This is a genomic window from Halococcus agarilyticus, assembly GCF_000334895.1.
Lineage (GTDB): Archaea > Halobacteriota > Halobacteria > Halobacteriales > Halococcaceae > Halococcus > Halococcus agarilyticus.
Genome location: NZ_BAFM01000016.1, coordinates 44,639 through 68,401 on the forward strand (window position 1 = coordinate 44,639; position 23,763 = coordinate 68,401).

Annotated in this window: 24 protein-coding genes and 1 pseudogene; 10 read left to right on the forward strand and 15 right to left on the reverse strand. The window is 66.6% G+C overall.

Annotation, left to right across the window (positions count from 1 at the left end):
• Window positions 1–153: 153 nt before the first annotated feature.
• From TX76_RS13105 to TX76_RS17175, 3 genes are all read right to left on the reverse strand, one after another.
• The gene (locus tag TX76_RS13105; RefSeq protein ID WP_049902960.1) at window positions 154–1,419 is read right to left on the reverse strand and encodes an alkaline phosphatase family protein; all 1,266 of its coding nucleotides are present in this window, start codon (window positions 1,417–1,419) and stop codon (window positions 154–156) included.
• A 71-nt stretch (window positions 1,420–1,490) separates the two neighbouring features.
• On the reverse strand, window positions 1,491–2,783 hold the full coding sequence (gene aroA, locus TX76_RS13110; RefSeq protein ID WP_049902961.1) for a 3-phosphoshikimate 1-carboxyvinyltransferase: 1,293 nt from the start codon (window positions 2,781–2,783) through the stop codon (window positions 1,491–1,493).
• Between the two features lie 172 nt (window positions 2,784–2,955).
• Entirely contained in the window at window positions 2,956–3,669 is a 714-nt protein-coding gene (locus TX76_RS17175) for a DUF2321 domain-containing protein (protein ID WP_079890835.1), read from the reverse strand.
• 281 nt (window positions 3,670–3,950) lie between these two features.
• Here TX76_RS17175 and TX76_RS13115 point away from each other — a divergent pair, with 281 nt between their 5' ends.
• Genes TX76_RS13115 through TX76_RS13130 form a run of 4 tightly spaced genes read left to right on the forward strand, consistent with a single transcriptional unit; the run spans window position 3,951 to window position 8,302 of the window.
• Window positions 3,951–5,114 (forward strand): M24 family metallopeptidase, encoded by a 1,164-nt coding sequence (locus tag TX76_RS13115; protein WP_049902963.1) that lies wholly within the window; start codon window positions 3,951–3,953, stop codon window positions 5,112–5,114.
• A gap of 57 nt (window positions 5,115–5,171) precedes the next feature.
• Window positions 5,172–5,981 (forward strand): hypothetical protein, encoded by an 810-nt coding sequence (locus TX76_RS13120; RefSeq protein WP_049902964.1) that lies wholly within the window; start codon window positions 5,172–5,174, stop codon window positions 5,979–5,981.
• A 42-nt stretch (window positions 5,982–6,023) separates the two neighbouring features.
• Window positions 6,024–6,830 (forward strand): prephenate dehydrogenase/arogenate dehydrogenase family protein, encoded by an 807-nt coding sequence (locus TX76_RS13125; protein WP_049902965.1) that lies wholly within the window; start codon window positions 6,024–6,026, stop codon window positions 6,828–6,830.
• The gene (locus TX76_RS13130; RefSeq protein ID WP_049902966.1) at window positions 6,827–8,302 is read left to right on the forward strand and encodes a small ribosomal subunit Rsm22 family protein; all 1,476 of its coding nucleotides are present in this window, start codon (window positions 6,827–6,829) and stop codon (window positions 8,300–8,302) included. Before TX76_RS13125 ends, TX76_RS13130 begins: the two co-directional genes overlap by 4 nt.
• A gap of 42 nt (window positions 8,303–8,344) precedes the next feature.
• Here the strand turns inward: TX76_RS13130 and TX76_RS17655 are convergent, their stop codons facing one another.
• On the reverse strand, window positions 8,345–8,512 hold the full coding sequence (locus TX76_RS17655; RefSeq protein ID WP_154019075.1) for a hypothetical protein: 168 nt from the start codon (window positions 8,510–8,512) through the stop codon (window positions 8,345–8,347).
• Window positions 8,513–8,676: 164 nt separating this feature from the next.
• Between TX76_RS17655 and TX76_RS13135 the strand changes: the two genes are divergently transcribed.
• A complete protein-coding gene (locus TX76_RS13135) occupies window positions 8,677–9,600 on the forward strand; it encodes a nucleoside hydrolase (protein ID WP_049902968.1) in 924 nt (307 codons plus the stop codon).
• A 74-nt stretch (window positions 9,601–9,674) separates the two neighbouring features.
• Window positions 9,675–10,457, forward strand: a complete 783-nt coding sequence (gene surE / locus TX76_RS13140; protein ID WP_049902970.1) for a 5'/3'-nucleotidase SurE — start codon at window positions 9,675–9,677, stop codon at window positions 10,455–10,457.
• 46 nt (window positions 10,458–10,503) lie between these two features.
• On the opposite strand, the gene TX76_RS13145 is transcribed toward surE, so the two are convergent.
• Window positions 10,504–10,986: a hypothetical protein gene (locus TX76_RS13145; protein WP_154019076.1), complete on the reverse strand. Its 483-nt coding sequence runs from the start codon at window positions 10,984–10,986 to the stop codon at window positions 10,504–10,506.
• 191 nt (window positions 10,987–11,177) lie between these two features.
• On the opposite strand from TX76_RS13145, the pseudogene TX76_RS18360 reads away from it, so the two are divergent.
• Window positions 11,178–11,420: pseudogene (locus tag TX76_RS18360) on the forward strand (hypothetical protein); the annotation flags it as partial.
• Window positions 11,421–11,726: 306 nt separating this feature from the next.
• Here the strand turns inward: TX76_RS18360 and TX76_RS13155 are convergent.
• Window positions 11,727–12,032 (reverse strand): chorismate mutase, encoded by a 306-nt coding sequence (locus tag TX76_RS13155; RefSeq protein WP_049902974.1) that lies wholly within the window; start codon window positions 12,030–12,032, stop codon window positions 11,727–11,729.
• Complete coding sequence (locus TX76_RS13160; RefSeq protein WP_049902976.1) at window positions 11,990–12,877, reverse strand: shikimate kinase; 888 nt, start codon at window positions 12,875–12,877, stop codon at window positions 11,990–11,992. Before TX76_RS13160 ends, TX76_RS13155 begins: the two co-directional genes overlap by 43 nt.
• Window positions 12,878–12,963: 86 nt before the next feature.
• Here TX76_RS13160 and TX76_RS13165 point away from each other — a divergent pair, with 86 nt between their 5' ends.
• Window positions 12,964–13,392, forward strand: coding sequence for a DUF5796 family protein (locus TX76_RS13165; protein WP_049902978.1), 429 nt, complete (start codon window positions 12,964–12,966; stop codon window positions 13,390–13,392).
• Between the two features lie 207 nt (window positions 13,393–13,599).
• On the forward strand, window positions 13,600–14,076 hold the full coding sequence (locus TX76_RS13170) for a group I truncated hemoglobin (RefSeq protein WP_049902979.1): 477 nt from the start codon (window positions 13,600–13,602) through the stop codon (window positions 14,074–14,076).
• Window positions 14,077–14,318: 242 nt separating this feature from the next.
• On the opposite strand, the gene TX76_RS13175 is transcribed toward TX76_RS13170, so the two are convergent.
• The 3 genes from TX76_RS13175 to TX76_RS18525 form a co-directional block, all read right to left on the reverse strand.
• Entirely contained in the window at window positions 14,319–14,681 is a 363-nt protein-coding gene (locus TX76_RS13175) for a hypothetical protein (RefSeq protein ID WP_049902980.1), read from the reverse strand.
• On the reverse strand, window positions 14,681–14,920 hold the full coding sequence (locus TX76_RS13180; protein WP_049902981.1) for an amphi-Trp domain-containing protein: 240 nt from the start codon (window positions 14,918–14,920) through the stop codon (window positions 14,681–14,683). The genes TX76_RS13175 and TX76_RS13180 overlap by 1 nt, the downstream gene beginning before the upstream one ends.
• Window positions 14,921–15,048: 128 nt before the next feature.
• Window positions 15,049–15,183: a DUF7128 family protein gene (locus TX76_RS18525; protein WP_006076243.1), complete on the reverse strand. Its 135-nt coding sequence runs from the start codon at window positions 15,181–15,183 to the stop codon at window positions 15,049–15,051.
• Between the two features lie 79 nt (window positions 15,184–15,262).
• Here TX76_RS18525 and TX76_RS13190 point away from each other — a divergent pair, with 79 nt between their 5' ends.
• The gene (locus TX76_RS13190; RefSeq protein ID WP_049902982.1) at window positions 15,263–17,422 is read left to right on the forward strand and encodes an AAA family ATPase; all 2,160 of its coding nucleotides are present in this window, start codon (window positions 15,263–15,265) and stop codon (window positions 17,420–17,422) included.
• Between the two features lie 15 nt (window positions 17,423–17,437).
• Here the strand turns inward: TX76_RS13190 and TX76_RS13195 are convergent, their stop codons facing one another.
• The 5 genes from TX76_RS13195 to TX76_RS13215 form a co-directional block, all read right to left on the reverse strand.
• Window positions 17,438–17,731, reverse strand: coding sequence for a hypothetical protein (locus TX76_RS13195; RefSeq protein WP_228842375.1), 294 nt, complete (start codon window positions 17,729–17,731; stop codon window positions 17,438–17,440).
• Window positions 17,732–17,862: 131 nt separating this feature from the next.
• Window positions 17,863–18,744, reverse strand: coding sequence for a DUF7351 domain-containing protein (locus TX76_RS13200; protein ID WP_049902983.1), 882 nt, complete (start codon window positions 18,742–18,744; stop codon window positions 17,863–17,865).
• A 98-nt stretch (window positions 18,745–18,842) separates the two neighbouring features.
• Window positions 18,843–20,255 (reverse strand): aryl-sulfate sulfotransferase, encoded by a 1,413-nt coding sequence (locus TX76_RS13205; protein ID WP_049902984.1) that lies wholly within the window; start codon window positions 20,253–20,255, stop codon window positions 18,843–18,845.
• A gap of 97 nt (window positions 20,256–20,352) precedes the next feature.
• Window positions 20,353–23,190, reverse strand: a complete 2,838-nt coding sequence (locus TX76_RS13210; protein ID WP_049902985.1) for a DEAD/DEAH box helicase — start codon at window positions 23,188–23,190, stop codon at window positions 20,353–20,355.
• A gap of 80 nt (window positions 23,191–23,270) precedes the next feature.
• A complete protein-coding gene (locus tag TX76_RS13215; protein WP_049902987.1) occupies window positions 23,271–23,741 on the reverse strand; it encodes a PH domain-containing protein in 471 nt (156 codons plus the stop codon).
• Between the last annotated feature and the right edge of the window lie 22 nt (window positions 23,742–23,763).

The following is a 23,763-nucleotide window of genomic DNA, read 5'->3' on the forward strand; positions in this document are numbered from 1 at the left end:
CGCTCACTCCCGGTGGTCGCTCGCTCAGTCATCCCTCGCACGGGAGTTGCGCGCCGACAAGCGGCGTCTGCTCACGGGCGCAGAGCGCCCGTTCGCACGGCCAGCGGGACGGCGACGCCGTCCCGCTCGGCGCAGCCGCGCGCCACCGGGGGTTCAGTCCTGCAACGAATCGACCGTGGCGGCCGCGAACGGCACGAGCATCTCGTCGGGGTGCATCCCGCCGTGCATGCCGACGTAGGACAGCGCCTCGTCGGTCACGTCGGCGAACCCGTCGCGCGGGACTGCGAGCACGTCCGGACACCGCCGCTCGAACCGGTCGCTCGGCTCGCGGTCACCGAACAGGTCCGCCTCGAGAAGTTCCTCACGGGTCATCACCACCGGGTCCAGCGGGTCGAGACCCGATTCGATCGCCTCGACGAGCGCGTCGCGGTGGCCCTCGCGGGCGTGGAACTGGAGGTTGCGGGGCCCGCCGAGCGGTCGCAGCGGATCGCCGTTCGCGTCCCGGCGGAGGTGTTCGTCGAGGGCGACGTCTCGAAGATCGACGGTCGTCTCGGGCGTCGCGTCGACCTCGCCGTGGTCGGCGGTCACGACGAGCAGCGTCTGCTCGGCCACGGCCGGATCGAGCAGCTCGACCACCTCTCGTTCCAGTGCATCGAGAACGGAGCCGAGCTGGGCGTCGGTCTCGGGATGGCCGACGCCGGCGTGGTGGGCCAGCGAGTCGACGCTCGGCATGTAGAGATAGCAGTACGTCGGCTCGGTCGCCGCTTCGAGTTCCTCGCGGACACGGTAGGCACCCTGGGCGACGTTGCGGTAGTCGCGGTGGCGCGCGCCGCGGGTCGCCTGGCGGGAGTACGACGAGTCCACCTGGCCCGCCGGCGCGACGACCACCGAATCGCCGGACAGCCGGTCGTACACCGGTCGCTCGTCGACCAGCACCGACGCGTCGGTGTCGTGGCGTTGTGCGATCGGGTCGTCGTCCGCGTCGGCGAACGGAAGCGTCTGCATCGTCGTCCCGAGTTCATCGAGATACGCCCACCAGCCGAGCACACCGTGCTCGCAGGGCTGGGTCGCGGTGTTGTGCGCGGTGATCGCCGCCGCCGTCTCCGAGGGGTAGATGCTCGTCAGCGGCGTGACCGTCGCCCGCTCGGCGAGCGTGTCGAGGAACGGGTGATCGGACCGGACGCGCCGGAAGTGGTTCCAGCCGAACCCGTCGACCAGCGCGACGACGACGTGCTCCACCGCGTCGGTGTCGACGCCGTCGAACACGTCCTCGGGGAGCGGCCGCCTCGCGTCGTCGCCGAACAGCGACAGCACGGTGTCGCCGACGTTGCCGAAGCAGTAGTCCTCCCACGCGGGACGAACGAGGCCCGGCGCGAGTTCGTCCTCGCGGAGGGTGGCGGCGAGATCGGTTCGGAGCACAAGTCGGCATCACCTCGGTGGACAAAGAAGACACCGATCGGACAGGTGACGCTGCCGTCCGCCCTCACTGCTCACCCCGTGGTCTGCACGTCCGCTCCCAGGCCCGCCAGCACCTCGAAAAAGTCGGGGAAGGAGACGTCGACGTGCTCCGCGCCCGCGACGGTCGTCGTGCCGTCGGCGATCAGCCCGGCGACCGCGAGCGCCATCACGATCCGGTGGTCGCCGCGGCCGTCGACGTGCGCCCCTCGGAGATCGGTGTCGCCGCCGTGGACGGTGAGCGAGCCAGGCGTCTCTTCGACCCGCGCGCCCATCTCCTCCAACTCCTCGGCCATCGCGCTCACCCGATCGGTCTCCTTGTACCGGACGTGCTCGGCGTTCACGAGACGCGTCTCGCCGTCGGCCGCGGCCCCGAGCACCGCGAGCGTCGGGAGGAGGTCGGGCGTGTCGCCCACGTCGACCTCGACGCCCGAGAGTTCGGATCGCTCGACCGTGATGACGCCCGCCTCGCGATTCCACCCCACGGCAGCGCCCATCCGATCGAGGATCTCGACGATCGCGGCGTCGCCCTGAGCGCTCGGGTACGCGCCGTGAACTTCGAGTCCGTCGTCGGCCGCGAGCGCGCCCGCCGCGAGCAGGTACGACATCGAGGAGAAGTCGCCAGGCACGCGATACCGACCGTCCGCCGCCGCGTAGGACTGGCCGCCAGCGACCGCAAATCCTGCGTCCGACGACCGGGTGTCGACGCCGAAGTCGGCGAGTACCTCACGGGTGATTGCGACGTAGGGCGCGGACTTGAGTTCGGTTTCGAGGTCGATCTCGATCCCTCCTTCCGTGTGTGCGCCGGTCATCAGGAGCGCGGTCACGAACTGCGATGAGACGTCGCCAGGCATCGCGACCGTCCCGCCCTCGATCGGCCCGCCGACGACGAGCGGTGCCTGGCCGTTCGCGCGCGTGCTCTCGGCCCGACCCCCGAGATCCTCGATCGCCGAGAGGAGCGGGCCGTGCGGGCGCGAGCGCAACGATTCGTCGCCGGTGAGCACGGTGAGGCCGTCGCCGAGCGCCGCGGCCGCGGTCACGAGCCGGATCGTCGTGCCGCTGTTGGCGCAGTCGATCACGTCCGCAGGCGTTTCGGGGACGCCGCCGAACCCCTGGATCGAGAGTTCGTCGTCGGTTTCTTCGACCGCCCCGCCGTAGGCATCGACGGCGCGCATCGTGGCCCGAGTGTCGGCGCTCACGAGCGGGCGTTCGACCACGGTCTCCCCGTCGGCGTAGCCCGCGGCGAGGATCGCCCGGTGGGTGTAGCTCTTCGACGGCGGCGCGTCGACCCGTCCCCCGACCGTGGATTCGCGGATTTCGGCGTCCATGATCGCCCGCACGGACGGGGGTGGTATAGGGATTGGCAACAGAATTCATACTCTGCTCTGTGTGCTCTTCAGTGGTTGTCAGAAACGTTGTACAATATACAGGGCGCGTATCGGCAATAGAGGAATATAGAATTCGCAACCGCATATTATCCTCTGGAACTATTCGTACCGGCTAATTAGTGCGCTGTACTTCGTTTCTCGTTTGAAGCAGGACATTGGCGACATGAGTAGCTTCCGAGGACATTTCTTCTAATTCTTCATCCTGCATTTCGTGTTCTATTGAGTGTGCCATTGCGTCCCCATTACCTTTGAAATCCCATATGTCTTGAATGAGCGCATTGGTTAAACTTCCAGAATACTGGCCTAGATCTACTCTACTATCATCGAACTCCGAGATGAGGACTGAAAATCGATGGAATTGGCTGTGATCTTCATTGTAAAATTTCTCAATACTATCCGTTCCGTAGTGTCCTCTGAGTATCTCAATAATAACGTTTTCCAATAATTTCCGATATAAGACCAAAACTGCGCTATTGGCTCCAACCCGGTAACAGCGATTGATTTCTTCAATTGTCTGGCGATCAAACGGACCGTTGGTGTAATCATCATCGATAAAAACACCTTCTCGTATCATCATCCCGTCACTACCTACCCAAGGAAAAGCAGCACCACAACTGCGACAGAACAAATCTAGATCGTTGCGGGTGACTTCTTCGGTTGTTACATTTTGCTGTGACGCGATTATTTTCTGACTATCACACTCTGAACATTCGATAAGACCCTCCGCTCCGCAGTCTTGACAAAAATCGTCATCCCTGATGTATTCCGGGTTTGGACTCGTGTTGAGAATGTGTCCATTTTCACACACCTGAGCATAAGTTGTCATCCGATGCAATCGTCGAGATCCGTCAGTAAATAGATTTTGAAAACCAAGAAACAATTGTGTAGGTGCGGGGTACACGCTCTGTTTCTTACACGTCAATTTCAATGAGTCGCAATTCGGGATGCTGGAACAGCCGAAAACTGCCTAACCCCCACATTTCCATCTCCGACTGCCAACCACGACAACCATGGTGATTCCGACAACTGCGGCGATCCCGATAGACGTTCTCGCTGACCGTGTCGTGTTCCCGGCAGGGTTTTCACCGCCCGAAGTCACGTCCGGACATGGACCCAGACCTCTCCGCGCTCGACGAAGCGCTCGACGAGGCCGGCGTCGACGGCTACCTCCTCGACGCCGACTCCGACGTGCCGGACCAGCGCTACCTCTCGGGATTCGACGCGCCCGACCCCTTCGTGACCCTCTACGACGGCGACACGCACCTCCTGGTCTCGGCGCTCGAATACGGCCGCGCGACGACCGCGAGCCGGGCCGACACCGTCGCGCGCCACAGCGATTACACCGAGGGCGCGGGCAGTCGCGAGGCCGCCGGCGAGGTGCTCGCGGCGTTCCTCGACGATCACGACGTTTCGTCGGTGCTCGTCCCGCCGCGCTTCCCGGTCGGGGTCGCCGACGACCTCCGCGAGCGCGATGTCGCGGTGACCAGCGAGGACGACGGCGCGGGCGTCCTCACCGACATCCGGGCCGTCAAGACCGACGAGGAGATCGAGCACGTCCGGACGGCCCAGCGCGCCAACGAGCACGCGATGGCCGCCGCCGAGGACCTCCTGCGCGAGGCCACGATCGACGGCGACCGACTCGTCCACGACGGCGAGACGCTCACCGCCGAGCGCATCAAGACCGAGATCGAGACCACGCTCCTCCACGAGGGCTGTGCGCTCTCGGAGACCATCGTCGCGAGCGGCGCGGACGCCGCCGATCCCCACGACCGCGGCAGCGGCCCGATCGCGCCCGGCGAGGCGGTCATCGTCGACATCTTCCCGCGGGACAACGAGACGGGCTACCACGCCGACATGACCCGGACGTTCGTGAAGGGTGAACCGAGCGACGCGATCGAAGAGTGGTACGATCTGACCCACGAGGCCTTCGAGGCGGCGCTCGACGCCGTCGAACCGGGTGCGACCGGAGCCGAGGTTCACGATATGGTCTGTGACGTCTACGAGGATGCCGGCGAGCCAACCCTCCGAGACGACCCAGAGACCGAGACGGGGTTCATCCACGGCACGGGCCACGGCGTGGGGCTCGCGGTCCACGAGCTGCCGAGCCTGAGCTTCGAGGGCGGCGAACTCGAACCCGGCAACGTCGTCACGATCGAACCGGGGCTCTACGATCCCGACGTCGGCGGCGTGCGGATCGAGGACTTCGTGGTCGTCACGGAGGACGGCTACGAGAACCTGACCGACTACCCGAAGGCGCTCCGGATCGAGTAGTCCGAGGCAGTCCGCCGACCGGAATTCTTTTTCATATGTGCTGACGGGACAGAAACAATGCGACGTCCGTCGTTCGTCTGGTTCGATCTCGCGCTCGGTCTCTACGGGGGGACGATCGCACTCGTCGCTGCGGCGGCGCTCACCGGATCGACGCTCTTCGACTGGCTGATCGTCGGCACCGGCGTCGCCGTTTCGCTCGTCGTGACGGTTTTCGCAGCGAGCCGATCGAATCTCGTTTCGTGGTTCGTACAGCGCCGACTCCACACCCTGGTCGCGGTCGTTTCGGTGGCTCTGGTGGCGTTCAACCTCGTTGCGGACTCGGCCGATATCGTTTCAGTGACCGTCACTACCGATGGGCTCTGGAGTATCGTTCTCCTCATCGTTGCTGGGATGATCGTCCACATCACGGCGATCCGAGGGTACGCCGTACGGATGCACGAACACGGTCACGTTCTCGCCGAGTGGACGGCCCCGCCGGACAGGAGGTACGTGTGGATGGTTCGGGTTGCGTCGCTCGTCGGCGGTATCGTGTTCGTGGTCGGCGGGCTCGGATTCGCCATCGAGTTCCATCTGCCGACGCTTTTCACGACGATGGCCGGGAGCGTCGGCGGGATACTGCTCGCCCACGCGTTCGTCGTAGGGCGTGATCGACACTACACGTTGCTCGAAAGCGGCCTCGTCACCCAGCGAGCGAAGACGATCAACAAGCAGTTCGTGCCCGCCGCACAGCTCCGGACGGTCGCACGCTCCGATCGGGCGCTGACGATCCGCCGGGGACTGCCGTGGCCGATCCCGTTTCGCTGCTCGGTCACGCTCATCCAGGAGCCCGACACGATCGAGTCGGTGCTGCGCGAGCGGCTCGGATAGCGGTCGGACAGGCTTTTGCCGCCCGCCGGGGAATGGCGAGCAATGAAACTCCTCGTCGTCGGCGCGGGAACGATGGGTCGGTGGTTCGCCGAGACCGTCGCCACGGAGCGGACGGCGGACAGCGACGTCGCCTTCGCCGACGCCGATCACGACGCCGCGACGGCCGCCGCCGACGCGATCGGCGGCCGGGCAGTCCCGCTCGACACTGACGAGCACTTCGATGCGGTCTGTCTCGCGGTCCCGATCTCGGCGATCGAGGAAAGTATCGCCACGCACGCCCAGAAAGGCGATCGCGCGATGCTCGACGTCACGGGAGTGATGGCTGATCCCGTGACAGCAATGGCCGAGCACGCCCCCGATCGCGAGCGGGTGAGCCTACATCCCTTGTTCGCGCCCGAGAATTCGCCAGGCACCGTCGCCGTGGTTGCCGACGCGCCTGGTCCGACCACCGACGAGATCCGGGCGGCACTCGGGGCCGAAAACGATCTCTTCGAAACCACCCCGGACGAGCACGACGAGGCGATGGCCACAGTGCAAGCCCGCACCCACGCCGCGGTGCTCGCCTACGCGCTCGCCGCCGAGGACGTTCGCGAGGAGTTCCACACCCCGATCTCCGGCCCGCTCACGGACCTCGCGGAGCAGGTTCTTTCGGGGTCGCCACACGTCTACAGCGAGGTCCAGGCCGCGTTCGACGGTGCGGAGGCGGTCGCCGCTGCGGCCGAACGGATCGCCGATGCCGACGGCGAGGAGTTCAAGCGGCTCTATCGAGCGGCACGCGACGCCCGCGCTGGGAGGTCGGACGACGAACCGAACGACGACCCGGCCGGCGGCCGTGGGGTCGAGCGATGAACGACGAGCAGCGCGAGGCGATCCGCTCGAACGCGAAGTACCTCCGCGAGGTCCGCCCAATCGATCCCGAGGAGATCCACGAGTATGTCGACGGCCAGCCCCACCCCGCCGTCGTTCGGACCGTACTCCGCGAGTCGGCGGTCGATCTCGGACTCGTCGAGCGCTCGGATGGGACCTTCGTTCCGGTCTCCGAGGAGCCGATTGCTCTCGACTTCGACGGCGTCGAGCGCTTTCCCGAGTCCCACGCCAGGCGACTCGAAGACATGCTGGTCGAGCGGTACGGGCCGGGATGGCCCGATGGTGGATCTGGCGACGATCTCCGCGAGCGCATCCGGACGTTCAAGGAGTCGTACTTCGCGGGCGCACCGGTAGAGTACGACGCCGAGACGGCACTCGCGTACGCGATCTACCACCTTCCGGACTACTACGCCGCGATCCAGTACGTGCTCGCCGACCTCGCCGCCGACGGGCTGCTGTCCCGCCGGCTGCGCGTTCTCGACGTGGGCGCTGGCGTCGGTGGCCCCGCCCTCGGCCTCGCTGATCTCCTTCCCGACGACGCCCTCGTGGAGTATCATGCTGTCGAGCCGAGTCCCGCTGCCGACGTGCTCGACGCGCTGCTCAACGGGACGGGGAAGAACTTCCGTCCGACGATCCACCGCACCCCGATCGAGGGGTTCGCGTTCGACGACGAGTACGATCTCGTGCTGGCGGCGAACGTCCTGAGCGAGCTCGACGAACCGACCGAAATCGTCGAGCGCGCGCTCGATGCGCTCGCGGCCGACGGCTCGCTGGTCGCGCTCGCCCCCGCCGACCGCGAGACGTCGATCGGTCTGCGGGAGATCGAGCGAAGCGTGGCCGACGAGGGGCCAGCGTCGATCTACGCGCCGACGGTGCGGCTGTGGCCGGGCCACGCGCCCACCGACCGTGGCTGGTCGTTCGACGTGAAATCCGATCTCGCCGTGCCGCCGTTTCAGCAGCGGCTGGACAGCGGGGTGCGAAGCACCCCGGAACGGATGAGCGGGGAGCGGAGCGACCCGCGAGACGAGGCAACCAGCGGTCCCGACGCCGAACCAGGCGAGTTCGTGAACGTCGACGTCCAGTTCTCCCACACGATACTCCGGGCCGACGGCCGGCGACGGATCGAGTTCACGCCCGACGCCGGCCGCACGGCGAAGATGGCGGATGCCGAACGTCACGTTTCCGAGCGGGTCGACCTCGTGGCCGCGAAGCTCAGCCACTCGCTCGCGGCGGGCGACAACCCCCTGTTCAAGATCAGCGACGGCAGCGAGCGAATCGATCACTATGCAGTCTGCGTGCGCGAGTCGTCGCTCAACCGTGACCTGCTCGCGGCGGAGTACGGCGCACTCCTCCGGTTCGAGAACGGTCTCTTGCTCTGGAACGACGACGAGGACGCCTACAACCTCGTGGTCGACGGCGAGACGGTCGTCGATCGGATTCCCGTCCGTTCGTGAGCACCGTTCGGCGGCGTTTCGGGACGGGCGATCCGTGGCCGATCACTCCGGGCGCGTCCGGAACCCCTCCTTTTCGACGAGTTCCTCGGAGCCGCAGTTCGGACACTCCGCGCGAGCCTCGTCCGTCCGCTCGCCGCACGACGCGCATTCCAGCACGACACCCGGTTCCGGGCCGGCCACCATCTGTTTGAGTCGTTGGAGAAGCCCCATCGCGAGTTCATTGCGAGTGTCGGACACAAAAAATCCCGACACCGTTTCACACATCCGTGCACGATCCGTGGCGTCGTCGGTGGGTCGGGGTCGGCACTGGTCGCCCGCAAACGGTCCGGACGATTGCCCTACAGTATTTACCCGATGGTCCACGAGAGCGGGGCATGACCCGGAAGGTCCTCTTCGACACCGATCCCGGCTGCGACGACGCCGTCGCGCTCGCGATCGCGCTCGCGAGCGACGAGATCGAGGTCGTCGGCGTGAGCACCGTCGCCGGCAACACCGCCGTCGGGAACACCACCCACAACGCGCTCTCGATCCTCGAACTGTTCGACCGGACCGACGTGCCCGTGGCGCGGGGGTGTGCCGGCCCGCTGTGTCGCGACCTCGAAACCGCAGAAGAGATCCACGGGCCGGGCGGGATCAGGGGCGATCCACCCGAACCGACGAGCGAGCCCGTGAGCCAGCACGGCGTCGAGTTCATCCGCGATCAGGTAGGTGAGTACGGCGACGACCTCTCGATCGTCGCGATCGGCCCCCAGACCAACCTCGCGACCGCGCTCGCGATCGACGAGGACCTCCCCGCGACCGTCGACGATATCTACCTGATGGGCGGCGCGGCGCTGTGTCCCGGCAACGTGACCCCGGCGGCGGAGTTCAACTTCTACGTCGATCCCGAAGCCGTCTCTCGGGTGGTCCGCGGCGCGACGCCCAAGGTGGTCGGCCTCGACGTCACGGAGGCAGCCACGGTCCCGGCGACGACGATCGAGGAACTCGCGGTGGAAGACGAACCCCAGCGCACGCTCGCCGCGTGGCTCGGGTACAGTGAGATCGACGCGATCCGCGACGGTGCGCTCGCCGGCGACCAGGCGATCCACGACGCGACGGTGATCGTCGACCTGCTCGACGACGTGCTCGACTATCGGGAGGTTCCGGTCGCGGTCGGCACCGGCGACGGCGACTTTCGCGGGGCGATCGCCCCCGACGTCGAGGGAGCGTCCGACGACCTCCCGACCGCGCAGATCGCGCTCGATGTCGACGAGTCGAGCCACCGCGACCGGATCGTCGACGCGATTCGCGGGCTGTGAGCGGTCGTTCGTCGGTGTAGCTGCGGAGGACGATTCAGCGGTGCGCTTTTGCGACCCCCGCCCGGATGCGGCGCATGCACGTCCTCCTGACGAACGACGATGGGATCGAGAGCACGGGTTTCCGGGTGCTCTACGACGCCCTCGACGAAACCTGTGAGGTCACGGTCGTCGCGCCCGCCGACGATCAGAGCGCGGTCGGGCGCACGCTCTCGAACCGGGTCACCGTCGAGGAACACGAACTGGGTTACGCGGTCGACGGAACGCCCGCCGACTGCGTCGTAGTGGGGGTTGGCTCGCTCTGTCCCGATGTCGATCTCGTGGTCTCGGGCTGCAACCAGGGCGCGAATCTCGGCGAGTACGTTCTCGGCCGTTCCGGGACTGTCAGCGCCGCGGTCGAGGCCACCTTCTTCGACGTGCCCGCGATCGCCGTCTCGCTCTACATCCCCGGCGGCGACATCGACTTCCGGGAGTACGCCGCCCGCGAGGCCGAGTACGACGAGGCAGTCCGCGCGACGACCCACCTCGTCGACAACGCCGCCGGCGACGGCGTGTTCGAGCACGCCGACTACCTCAACGTGAACGCGCCGATCCCCGCACGCTCGACCGGCGACCGCGCCGCGATGGAGACCACCCATCCCTCGACGGTCTACGAGATGGACGCCGTCCGCGACGGGTCGACCATCACCCTCAGCGACCACATCTGGCAACGGATGGACGAAGGGGACGTGCCCGACCCGGAGGGCACCGATCGCCGCGCGGTGGTCGAGGGTCGGGTGAGTGTCTCGCCGCTGACCGCGCCCCACACCACCGAACACCACGACACGCTCGATAGGGTGTGCGAAGCGTACGGCGAGTGAGACACTACCGAAAGTGCGAACGGTTCGGCAGCACGCTCGACGCGAGTCAGTGCAGCCGCCGAGAGATCTCCGAGATGCTCGTGAACGAATCGGACGATTCCCCGCGAGTGTTCCTCCAGTGCGTGTACGCCACTATCGACCGGGAAAGGACGACGTAGCCGAGCCAGAAGGCGAGTCTCGCGGCGAGCAAGCCGATCACGAAAAACAGTAGCTGGTTTCGGAGGAACCGCGGGACGACCGTCACGAACCACGTGACCGAAACGCCGACGATCACGATACAGCACAGGCGCACCAGAACCGTCCGTGGATCCAATCCGCGGAGCGATCGTTCGGTCGCTCCGTGACGCAGTTCGCCGGTCAGGACGAACCCGGCCACCCACATGAGGAGAAGCCGTCCCAGATCTGTGACTCTCCGTAACATGGCAGTGTCGTTCGGGCACTCGCCGATCCTGTAAGTGTTTTTTGGCTCGGCAGGCCATGTTGCCTGAAGCAGATCGGCCTCCTGGGAACGGGGTGCGTCGGTCTCCACGCCAGGCGAGCATGGAGACGTCCCCGCACCTCTCGACGACCGACGCTCAGCCGGGACGTGTGTTTCCGGGCTACGGCGAAGCGTCGTGACCCTCATTGGAAACGACGGTTCGATGGAATGGTGGTCCACGGTAACGACTACTGTGATAGCTACCGTCGGTACGAACGCGTTCCCGACGAGGCCAGCGGGCGGTGGCGTCGAACGGAGCGCAACGGAGGCGTGACAATGTCAACGACAGAAACGAACACCGAGCTCATCCGACGTTATCTGAACGCGTTCAACGAACGGGACGAGGACGCGCTTTCGGAGCTCCTCGCGGAGGACGTCGTCGAGCACGAGCACACGGCCACGAGGAGATCCTCGCGTACCTCGACGCACACTTCGAGACGTTCCCGGACTACTCGGGGACGACCGACGTCGTGATCGCAGAAGACGATACGGTCGCCGTCCGATACACGGTCAGCGGGACCCACATGGCGAGTATCGGGAGACCGAGCCGACGGGCCACACGGCCGAGTGAACCGGGATGGCCACCGACCGGATCGACGGCGACGAGATCGCGGAGATCTGGCTCGAAGAGGATCGGCTCGGTCTGCTCGAACAGCTCGAGGTCGTCGATCCGCCCGCACATCTGCGGATCTGACTTCTCACTCGCGGCTACTCCGTGGGAGTCGAATCCGCCCTCGGTGAAGGACTCCCGCGACGCCGCCGATCGCTGCTGTGACGGACGGTGGTCGGCGTCATCGGTTGTCGCGCTGTTCGACCTTGTTGAGCTCGATCAACAGCCGGAAGGTCGCCTTCACGAGGTTGTCGTCGACGCCGAAGCGCCTGGCGTTCTCACCGGCACGCTGCATCACCCGTTCCTCCTGGCGCTCGTCGGTCGTCGGGAGGTCGCGTTCGCGCTTGACGTCGGCGACCGTCTCGGCCACATAAGTGCGCCGCGCGATGAGCTCGACCAGCTCGCGGTCGATGGTCTCGATCTCCCCGCGGAGTTCGTCGAGACTCATCTCGTCCGTGCGCCGTCGGCCCTCGTCGTCGTCAGCCATGTGTGTCCCTCGTACTCGTCCCACGCCTCTTGTACCTTCTCGATGCCGGATCGCTCGCCGACCGCGACGTAGCTCGGGCCAGTCCCCGAAAGCGAGACGCCTTCGACGTCCGCGAGCGCCGCGATCGCCGGCTCGGTCGGGAAGTCGAGCGCTGCACAGAACGCGAGACCATTGATGGACATAGCACGCTCGTACTCGCTCGCGAGCGCGAGATCGGTGGCCACCCTCACGACGGGCGCGACCCGCTCGCACCGCGCGGTGTCGGCGTCGGCGCTGAACGCGCGCTCGTCGGGCGTCCAGACCGCAACCGTCCACTCGACCGTCTCACGTGCGAGGAGTTCGTCGCTCGTGTTGTCGGTGACGGTGACGCCGCCGAGCATGCTCGCGCTGGCGTCGTCGAACGCTCCTGTTACCGTGACCCCGACCTCGCGGGCGGCGCGCACGCCGAGCCTGGCGGCCGCCTCGCGTGACACTACCGCCTCACGCCCGTCGGCTGTGCGCCCGTCGTCGTCGATCGCCACGCCAAGCGCGTCGAGCGTCGCGAGCACGGCGGCGTTCGCGGCAGCGCTCGAACTCTTCAGCCCGGCAGCCATCGGGATCTCGCTCTCGGTTGTCACCCGTGCACCCCCGCCATCGCCGTACTCCGCGACGACGAGTTCGACACACCGTTCGATCAGTCGGGTGTCGGCGTCGGGTGCGCCATCGATCTCGCCGGTGACGCCCCCCTCGTCGTGGAGTTCGACCGTCGCGGTCGTCTCGCGGTCGATAGCGAACGCCGCGCCCCGGCCGGTGGCGAGCGCGTTGATCACTGTGCCCGCCGCCGGCGCGCTCGCGCGTCCCTGCATGAGTGGGGTTCTCGGACAATCACACTTACCGCTGCCGATCGGCGCGCGAGCACGCCGCTTTTGCTGGTGGCGGCGATATCGTCCGCATGAGCCAGCGAAGCGAGTTCTCGCCCGACACCCTGCCGGTGGACCTCACCGAGGCGGGCATCGCGGTCGAGTACACCGACGGCCGCGAGGTGTTTTACGGGGGGGTTCCCGAGAAAGTCACCGGCGAACTCACGACCGCGCCGGGCAAGGAAGTCCACGTCCTCGTCACCGACCCCACCGAAACCGAGGGCGTCCTCGTGTACGTCAACGACCGGACGACCGCCGACTCGATCATCGAGGACACCGGCGTCGGTCGAGTGCTCGTCGACCAGGGCGAGGAAACCACGCTGTTCCCCGGCGTGGCGGTGCGCGAGACGGGCTATCGGACGATCGTCGACGCCGATCCCGAGACCGCCCGCGGCCGAGTGTTCGTCTTCGAGGAGGACGACATGGGCGAGCGCGCGTTCGAGATCGTCGCCACCGAGTAGCCCGTCGTGCGGCTTCGAGAGCGGCGTGGACGTGTCTGCTACCCAGCAGTGAAACGGCCGACGATGGTAGGTAGTGCCTCCGGCCGTTGCTCCCGACGGACGTATCGGCAATCGGTTCCATTTGTTGGTAGAGAGACTCAACCACGGTAGTGCGTCGACGGAACAAACACGCAGAATGATTATTATGAACTGATCCGAACCGAGGTCGTGTCCGAACCAGAAACGGGGGAGACCAAACCGGAGACGACGGAGGCGGGTGAGGGAGAATCGCTGTATGAACGACTCGGAGGTGCCTACGGCATTGCCGGGGCGGTGGACGATCTAGTCGACCGCCTGTATCACAACGACGCTCTCAATGAGAACCCTGCGGTGCGGGAGTTCCACGAAGAGGGTCAGACGGCCGGGTTCAAGTACCTCGTGACGGCGTGGTCGATCGAAGCGACCGGTGGACCGGAGGTCTATGGAGGCCGCAATATGGAGGAGGCACACGAACACCTCGACGTCACCGAACGCGAGTTCGACATGGTGTATACGGCGATCGAGCACAGCCTCAACCAAGTGGGCGTGCCCGAGCAGGAGACCGAGGAGTTCATGGACATCATCGAGAGCTACCGGGACATGGTGGTGGCCGACCGCGACTACGACGAGAAACCGGATTTCGTCGAGAGTCCAGCCGCTCATTAGCGACGATCGGCCTCGACGAACGCTCCGTTGTGCGTTCGGAATCAGTTCGTCAGTCGAGACGCGATCGCCGGAATCCGATCGTACAGCGGTGGAACCGACGGAACGACGTGATGGTCGCGACTCACATAGTTCGAGATACGTTCGATCGGACCGGGCCACAGTCCAACTGGTAGCTGGGCGCTAAGCGGATGGCAAGAGACCGAGAAGTTGCGAGACGATCCGAAGGAGCGAGCTCGGACGGTTCAGACCCCGGGGATGCCGAGCGCGTCCGGCGTGACGAACCCGACCGTCGCGAGCACGTACGCCACGACGAGGACCACGATCCACGCGACGAGGCCGATCCCGGCCGCGGCGACCCACCCGCCGGGATAGCGCCAGTTGATGACGCCGACCCAGATGACGAGCATCAGCAGCGGCCCGAGAAGCGGGATCCAGCCGACGAAGAAGCTCACCAGCCCCCACACCAGCGCGCCGATCAGGGCCGTGATCGCGGCGTTGACGTACCCGACGTCCCGATCGGCGACGAGTCGAACCCCGGCGTAGATGCCGATCGTGCCGAGGATCAAGCTGAGGAGAAAGAAGACGACGCTGTCGAGAACCGCCATCAGTCCGGCCTCCAGTCCATCTTGATCGTCACCGACTCGCGGCTCCCCCGGAGGATCGAGGAACTCTCGCGAGCCCCGACCTCGAACCCGATGACCGATGTCGGGCGGAGCGTGATCGTCTTGTTCCCGATGTCGACGTCGAACTCCTCGTCCGATTCGAGATCGTCCGCGATCTCGCGGAGGCGGTCTGCGGCTTCCGCACGGTCGAGTTCGCCTTCGTCGATGTTCTTTTCTGCCATACCTACGCTATGCGACGGTTCCGATTAAGTATTGTGTCTGAAAATACAGGTGATGGATCGTTTGCGGGCGGGCCGTCACCCGGCCGTCGGGGCGGTGTCTCCGAACGATCGACGCCCGTGACCCCGATTCACTGGATGTAGCTCGGGTCCTCGGCGTCGCAGTTCGACTCGTGCTGTGTCGCGTCCTCGGTGTCGTCGAACATGAGCCCGCACTCCTCGCACTCGTACCACGTCGTGCCGTCGCGCTCGGTTTCGACCACCATGTCCGGATTTCGGTCGCCGACAATGAAATACGTTACTCCGGGTGGGAACGCTGAAGACGGTCGGTCCACAAGCCGTCGTATGTCCGGTGCGGACGACGATGGCGTCGAACTCACGGTGACTGGCGCACGGAAACGCGACGCGGGGCGGGGGGTGGCGCGGCTCCCCGAACCCGCCCGGCGCGCGTTGGGCGTTCTCAGCGGCGACACCGTAGTGATCGTCGGCGAACGTGCCACGGTGGCGAAGGTCTGGCCCGCCGGCGGTGATCTCGCGGGCGACGCGGTCCGGGTCGACGCCGACACACGGACGAACGCCGGCGTGAACGTCGGCGATACTGTCCGTGTACAGCCGGTTTCGGTCGCGGACGCCGACCGGATCACGGTCGACGTCCCGGGTTCGGTCGACGCCGGGACCGCGGACGATCTCGCCGCGCTCGTCAAGCGCGCGCTGCTCGATCGACCGATCAAGGCGGGCGAACACTTCCGGATCGAGCGGCTCGGGCCGACGGCCTTCTCGATCGCCGCCACCCAACCGGAGGGGACCGTCCGCGTCACCAACGAAACGCAGGTCACGACCCACACCGAGAGCACGGCGTCGAGCGAGCCCGCCCGGACGGGAACCACCGGTGACGCGGGAACGGCTCCCGCGACCGAGGCGACCGGCGGTGACGGCGCACCCCGTGTGGCCTACGAGGACATCGGCGGGCTCGACGACGAGCTCGACCAGGTCCGGGAGATGATCGAACTCCCGCTCTCGGAGCCCGAGCTGTTCCAGGAGCTGGGGATCGATCCCCCCTCCGGGGTCCTGCTCTACGGTCCGCCCGGAACGGGGAAGACGCTGATCGCGCGGGCGGTCGCGGGTGAGGTCGACGCCCACTTCTCGACGATTTCGGGGCCGGAAATCGTCTCGAAGTACAAGGGCGAATCCGAGGAGAAGCTCCGCGAGGCGTTCGACGCCGCGGCCGTGAACGAACCCGCCGTCGTCTTCATCGACGAGATCGACTCGATCGGCGGCGCGCGCGGCGACGACGCCGACATGGAGACCCGGGTGGTGGCCCAGCTGCTGACGCTGATGGACGGGCTGGAGGATCGCGGCCGGGTGGTCGTGATCGGCGCGACCAATCGAGTCGACGCGATCGATCCCGCGCTCCGGCGGGGCGGGCGGTTCGACCGCGAGATCGAGATCGGCGTGCCCGGCGAGGCGGGCCGGCGCGAAATCCTCGACGTCCACACCCGCTCGATGCCGCTGGCCGAGGACGTCTCGCTCGATCGGCTCGCCGGGCGAACACACGGATTCGTCGGCGCGGACCTCGAATCGCTCGCGGTCGAGGCCGCGATGGCCGCGCTCCGCAAGCGCGACGACCGCGACGAACTCGACGTCACCCGGGCGGATTTCGAGCGCGCGATGGCCGCGGTCGACCCCTCGGCGATGCGCGAGTACGTCGCCGAAACTCCTGACGTGGGGTTCGACGACGTGGGCGGGCTCGACGCCGCGAAATCCACCCTCACTGAGGCGGTCGAGTGGCCGCTCTCGTACGGTGCGCTGTTCGAAGCGGCCGCGACCGATCCGCCAGCCGGTGTGTTGCTCTATGGACCGCCCGGAACAGGAAAGACGATGCTCGCTCGCGCGCTGGCCGGCGAGAGCGACGTCAACTTCATCTCGGTCGCGGGGCCCGAGATCCTCGATCGCTACGTGGGGGAGAGCGAGAAAGCGGTCCGGGAGGTGTTCGACCGAGCGCGCCAGGCCGCGCCCGCGATCGTCTTCTTCGACGAGATCGACGCGATCGCCGGCGGGCGCGGCGAGAAACACGAGGTCACCGAGCGCGTGGTCTCCCAGCTCCTGACCGAGATCGACGGGCTCGCCGAGAACCCGAACCTGATGGTGCTCGCCGCCACCAACCGCCGGGACGCGATCGATCCCGCGCTCCTCCGTCCAGGGAGAATCGAGTCCCACGTCGAGGTCCCCGCACCCGACGAGGCCGCGAGGCGCGCGATCCTCGACGTCCACACCCGCGAGAAGCCGGTCGCCGACGACGTCGATCTCGACGCGCTCGCCCCCGATCTCGTGGGCTTCTCGGGAGCTGACATCGAGGCGCTCTGCCGGGCGGCCTCGATGCGCGCGATCCGCGAGGTCGCGGGTGCGTACGACCCCGAGGAGGCCGAGACTCACGCCGACGAGATCTCCATTACCGAAGAGCACTTCGCGGCCGCACGCGAGTCCGTCGAGCCGACCTTCGAGTGAGATCGGCTCGCCGTTTCAGTCGGCTGCCTGGCCGCTCGCACTGCCGGTTTCGCTCGTTTCGTCCATTTCGATCGTTTCGTCCGTCCCGCCGCCCCGTTCCCGAACGAGTCGCGCTCCGATCCGCGCCAGCACGTACGCGCCGACCGCGAGTGTGCCGACACCCGCCGCGAGCAGCGGGTAGGTGATCGCCCACAGCACCGCCGGGACGAGCAGCGCCGCTCCGCCCACGACCGCCAGCTCGCCCCAGCCGATCGGTCTGTCCAGTCGCGGTTCCCCGGTCCGTCCGTGCCGAGTGGTTCGTCGCCTCATACAGGTAGCAACACGGCCCCCACCCCGATAAGTATAATCTGAAAATCATTTCTGTAACGACGATTACTGAACTCGATTTCAGTAGCGATTGAGGTCGAACACACCGCGAAGCCAGAATCGGGCCGTGGCGACTACGCGTCGGTGCGTCGAGTATCGACGAGCGCGAGGTCCTCGTCGAGGGTCGCGCGGAGGCGTTCGTCGCCGAGCGCGATATCGATCCCGAGCTCCCACGGATCGGTCGAGCACACAGTCGTATGATCGTCGCTCACACACCAGTCGAGTCGCCAGTACGGCGTCGCGCCGAGATCGATCCCGTGATCCCGGTAGAAGGCCACGACGGGCGAGCGATCGAGCAGACTCAGCCCGATCGCCGAGCAGAGGCTGTGATCGCACTGCTCGCAGACGTGATCCGCGCGGAGCCCGACCCCGAGACAGCACTCGCCCTCCTTCGAGATCGTCGTCCTCATTCGGCCGCTGCACTCGGGACAGACGCCGTCCTTGGCGAGACAGTGGAGGTGGCGCACCCGCTGGTCGAACGCGTCGAGCACCTCCTCGTTCGTGCGGTCGTGGAGCCCGCCGGGTGGGAAGGAGTATTCGCCGTGGGCGCGGCCACACTCCGGACAGTCGAGCGCCAGCATCTCGTCTGTGTAGCTCGCGACGAGCGGTTCGCCACATCGGGTGCAGCCGTCGTCGATCGCGAACGGTTCGAGCCGTGGGTGTTCGTTGAACGACCCCGCGAGCACCGCCCGAACGACCTTCGCGCCGGCGTTCCGGAGCTCGTAGCCGTCGTCGGTCTTCCGGACGTACTGGTCGGTGAGCTTTCCCAGATGATAGTTGAACTGTGCGCTGTCACGCATGCCGACCGCGTCGTTGAGCGTCGAAAACCGCACGGGCTCCTCGTCGGCGCGCCAGAGCGCTTCGAGGATCCCGAGTCGGGTCTCGTTCCCGACGAGCGCGAACGCGTCGGCCGGCGCGACGCACTCGACGCACTCCTGGATGTCCGGCTTGCTCATACGCGGACTACTGGCAGAGAGGGTAAAAACTTTCTCGGGCAATCGATCGGGGACGACGAGATGCTGTCGTCGACGGTCGGTATCGCGCCAGCTCAGTGTCACCGACCGCGTTCCAGCCGGTAGCGGACGTTTCCGAGCGACCCCGCGACCCGCCGCTGGATGCGCCGGCGCTGATAGACACCCTCGCCGACGCCCCAGATCAACAGGACGCCCAGGCAGACCACCACGATCGAGAACGCCCAGATCGGCATCCACGTCGGCTTGAACCACGGCGAGACCCGCCGCCAGCTCTCGGCGAGACCCGTGATTCCGGCCGGTAGCGGCGTCTTCGCGACCACACCCCTGACGACGCTCGGGATCGTCGGCGCGCCGGCGACGCCCGTCTCGCTCCCGCCGTGGAGCGTGACGTTCCCCGAGGCGTGCTGGTCGGTGATGGTCGGTCCGCCCGGTTCGTCGCCGTGGGCGACCCGCTCGGCGTCGTAGGTCGCCCACGGCGCGTCCATCTCCCAGACCACTTCACCGGCCGGCGTGACCTCGATCACCCGGTGGTTCATCGAGTCAACCACGAGCGTGTTGCCGTTCGGAAGGCGGTCGGCGTCGCGCGGCCAGTTCAGATCGCCGGTCAGGGTCCAGGTGCGTTTCCACTTACCCTCGCCCGGCGGCCCGCCGACGCGGGCGTACTCCACGATCCGGTCGTTCTCCGAATCCGCCACGAGGATCGTGGGCGTCCCGTTCTCGCTTTCGAGGTAGGTCGGGTTGTGCTGTTCGTACAGCGTCTCGTGATCGTCGTCCGCCCCGAGGCGCAGTTCGATGTCCTTCGTCGAGCGGTTGATCGAGATCACCTGGTCCATGTTACGGACCGAGACGAGGAACTCGCCGTCGCGGACCGCATCGACGTCGTTGACGTGGGTCCAGTCCTCGGTTCGGACCCCCTTGTCCGCGTCGGCGGGATAGTGATTCTTGAACAGCCACTTCCACGTCACGTCGTCAGTGGTGCGGTTGTAGACGAACACCCGATCCCGGCTCGGACGGTCCTCGTCGTAGTTGATACCCGCGACGAGGAGTTCGTCGCCGTTGATGAGATCGACGTCGTGGATGTCGACGAGATCGAACCGCTCGGTCCAGACCCGTTTCTGAGTACGGGGATCGTACTCGTAGACCACCGTATTGCCCTGGATCGGGTTCACGACCAGCAGGTTGCCGTTCGGCAGCGGGTCGACATCGTAAAACCAGTTGTCGGTGCCGTTCGGTCCGTCGTGTGTCCACTCGACGGCACCGGATTGGTTGACCGAGACGAGTCGGGCCGGACGGCCGGGCAGCGACACGTTGCGCGCGTTCCAGCCCTGGCTGGCGACCACCGTATCGCCCTCCGGCGCGGATTCGGTGACGTCGGTTTCGAGCGTCGGCTCCTCGTACGAGAGCGTCAACACGCCGCTGAACAGCAACAGCGAGACCACGATCGCCCCGAGGAGCCCCCGCACGAGCCACCGACGGGGCGGCAGATCGGCCATACCAGATCATGTCCGAATCGAACAATAACAGTTGCGAAACGGATGGGGTCGCAGTACGTGACCACGGAGGATCGTCCAGGGATACATCGCCTCCCCATCAGTCCCAGAACGACTGGGTACGAGCGTACTGACGCTCCTGGGCCAGAATATCGCGGTAAAAGTCGTCCTCGTTCTCGCGGAGCTTGGCGATGATCCGCGCAGCGTTGTGCGGCCCGACCCCGCGGGCGGCGAGGGCGATCACGGCCTGCTTGCCGTGGCTCTGGACGAGCGTCGCGGCCTGGTGCGCTCGCTGAGTCTGTTTTTCCTGCTCGTCGTCCTTCTCGTCGGCCCGAACCGCCGCAACGACCTCCTCGGCCCACGGGTTGAGCGCCGCGATCCGGGTCGAACCACACAGCGGACATTCGGGCTGATCGGGGATTCGGCCGACCTCCTGGGTGCGCTCCCACTCCTCACAGTGCAGACAGAGCAGGCGCATCCGATCCTCCCGGATCCGCTCGCGGATCGTCTCGATCACGCTCGCGTCGGCGTTTTCCGGCGCGAGCAGTTCCGTACCCGACGATCGGCCGTCGATTCCGATGGGTGTGCGTCCGCCGTGGATTTCGACTGTGATCTCGCCGTTCTGAATCGCCGCGAGGATCTCGCCGGCGGCCCCGACCGCCAGATCCTCGTGGAACACCTCGCGGACGGCCTCGTCGTAGACAGGGGTCCCTTCGAGCGCGGCGAGGAGCCGATCCCGGCCGAAGCGCTCGTTGCCCTGCCACGATTTGAGCGCGCCGAACGTCGCCGCGACCTGGGCGAGTTTGAACTTCAGCGCGTCGGAGTTCTTGAGGCTGAGTTCGATGATCCCCTCGACGTGTGTGGGATCGGTGTCTTCGAGGATTTCGACGATGTCCCGACCCGCCACCCCCCGAGGAACGTCGAGTTCGATCCGGTAGGGATCGATCTCCATCCCGACCGACGAGCCGGTCTGCTGGCCGAGCAGCGCCGACAGCACCCGCCCCAGTGTCTCGTTCACGGTGTGGCCGAACGCGGCGTTCACCACCGCGTCGCGGTTTTCGAACTCGACCACGATCCGGTCGTCGGTCGGTATCGGGGCGTCGGTCTCGGCGTGGCGCTCGATCGGACCGAGCGCCTCGTTCGCGGTGTACTCGTCGGTCGGGTAGCGCTCGACGAGATCGCGCGCTACCGATTCCCGCGACGCGCCGCCAGCGAACGACTCGCCCGCCCGCCCGCGGATCGCACCGACCTCGCCCGCGACCGGTTTCGGGACTGGTATCTCCTGGCCGGTCCACGAGGGCACTTCGCCCGCAGGGTCCTCGATCGGGCTGACTTTCACCTCGCTCTCCTCGTCGTCGACCTCCGCGATCCGCCACATCTCACCCTGCTGGATGAACACCTCGCCCGGCCCCGCGAAGTTGACCACGAACCGCTCGTCAAGCGTACCGATGGTTCGCCCGGAGGCCATGTCCGCGACCGTGTAGGTCTCCTCGTCGGGGATCATCGAGAGGTTCGCGTAGAAATACTGCCACGTGCCGCCGGATTTTTCGAGCCGGTCGGCCTCCTCGTCGAGCCAGAGAATCCGGTTCCCGTCGAGCTCGCGGACCACCTCGCGGAACCGCTCCTCACCGAGGTCCCGGAACGGGTAGGCCCGCGTGACGATTTCGTAGGCCCGTCGGGCGCTGATCTCACCGAAATCCATCACGAGCCCCGCGATCTGGTTCGCCACCGTGTCGAGGCTGCCGTGGTGGATCTCGGCGGGTTCGACCAGCCCCTCGTGGGCGCGCCGGCAGATCGCGAGCGCTTCGAGCGTGTCGTCCGGCCGCGTCGTGAGAACGGTCCCCGAGGAGAGCCGATCGGCGCGGTGGCCCGCCCGTCCCACCCGTTGCAGGAGGCGGGCGACCTCGCGGGGACTCTGGTACTGAATGACGTGATCGACCCGCCCCACGTCGATCCCGAGTTCCATCGAGGACGTGCACAACAACCCGTCGAGCTCGCCGGCTTTGAACGCGTCCTCGACCTCGATCCGGGCCTCTTTCGAGAGCGAGCCGTGGTGGACGCCGATGGGGAGATCGAGCGCGTTGCACCGCGAGCCGAGCGCTTCGGCGGTCTGGCGGGTGTTGACGAAGATCAGTGTCGACTCGTTGTCGGCGACGAGATCAGCGATTGCGCGGACGTGGCTCGCAAGCGGGGGTTCGGTGGCGAGCTCGCCCGCGAGCCGCTCGTCCTCGTCGGTGACGTGGGGCTCGCGCACCCGGACATCGAGTCGGCTGCCGACATCGACTTCGATCAGCTCGCAGCCACGATCGCCGGTGAGGAACTTCCCCACTTCGCCGGGATCGCCGACGGTCGCCGAGAGCCCGATCCGCTGGAACGCGTTTGCGAGCTCACGGAGCCGTTCGAGCCCGATCGTCAACTGCGCGCCGCGCTTCGACGCCGCGAGTTCGTGAACTTCGTCGATGACGACGTGCGAAACGTCGGAAAGGGCTTTCCGGAGTTTTTCGCCCGTGAGCATCGCCTGGAGCGTCTCGGGCGTCGTCACGAGCACGTCCGGCGGATCGTTCGCCTGCTTTTGTCGCTGGTACTGGGTGGTGTCGCCGTGGCGCACGTCGATGTCCAGATCGAGCTGGTCGCCCCACCAGTCGAGCCGGTCGCGCATGTCGCGGTTGAGTGCCCTGAGCGGCGTGATGTAGAGCACCGAGATGCCGAATCGATCGGTGTCGGCGACGGCATCGAACACCGGGAGCATCGCGGTCTCGGTTTTCCCGGTGCCCGTCGGCGCGATCACGAGCCCGTCTCGACCGGCGGCGAGCGGCGGGATCGCCTTGCGCTGTGGCTCGGTCGGCGTCTCGAACCCGCGTTCTGAGAGCGCCGTCCTGACCGCGCTCCCGAGATGCGTGAAGGCCGCCGCAGGGCCGGCGGCCTCGCTGTCTGCCATTGAATACGGAAGGAGCGCGAACCGATTAAGGACTCCGTCTCGCCGACGTTTCGGCAGGATCGGCGGGCCGGTGGGACCGATCAGTTTTCGAACGCGCGCTGCCGTTCCCGCACCGCGTCGGCGACCGCCTCGTAGTTCGGGATCCCCGAAAAGCTCAGCATCGAACTGCTATCGGTCCGGAACGCGACGGTTCCCAGACCGCGGAGCCGTTCGATCAGTCCTGTCTCGGTGTAGATTGCCCTGAGCGCCGCGATCCGGTACTCGGTCGTTCGGACCGAGAGCACACCGTACTGAGCGATGAGCCGCTGGTCGGTCACGACGTAGCGGGTGTGGCGGCGTTCGAGCCAGGCCATCGCGTAGAGCACCAGGCCGAGACCGAACACCGGGAGCAACACCGTCCCCAGCGCGAGGACGTCCGCCCAGTTCGACCACGCGGGCTGGAGGTCGTAGCGCACGCGCTCGTCCTCGAGCAGCGTGACGCCCTGGAGATCGTCGAGGGTCGCGTCGTCCGTCCGGCGGACGGCGGTTCCCGCGTCGTCCATCGAAGTCATGCTCTCGTCGCCGACCGGCGGG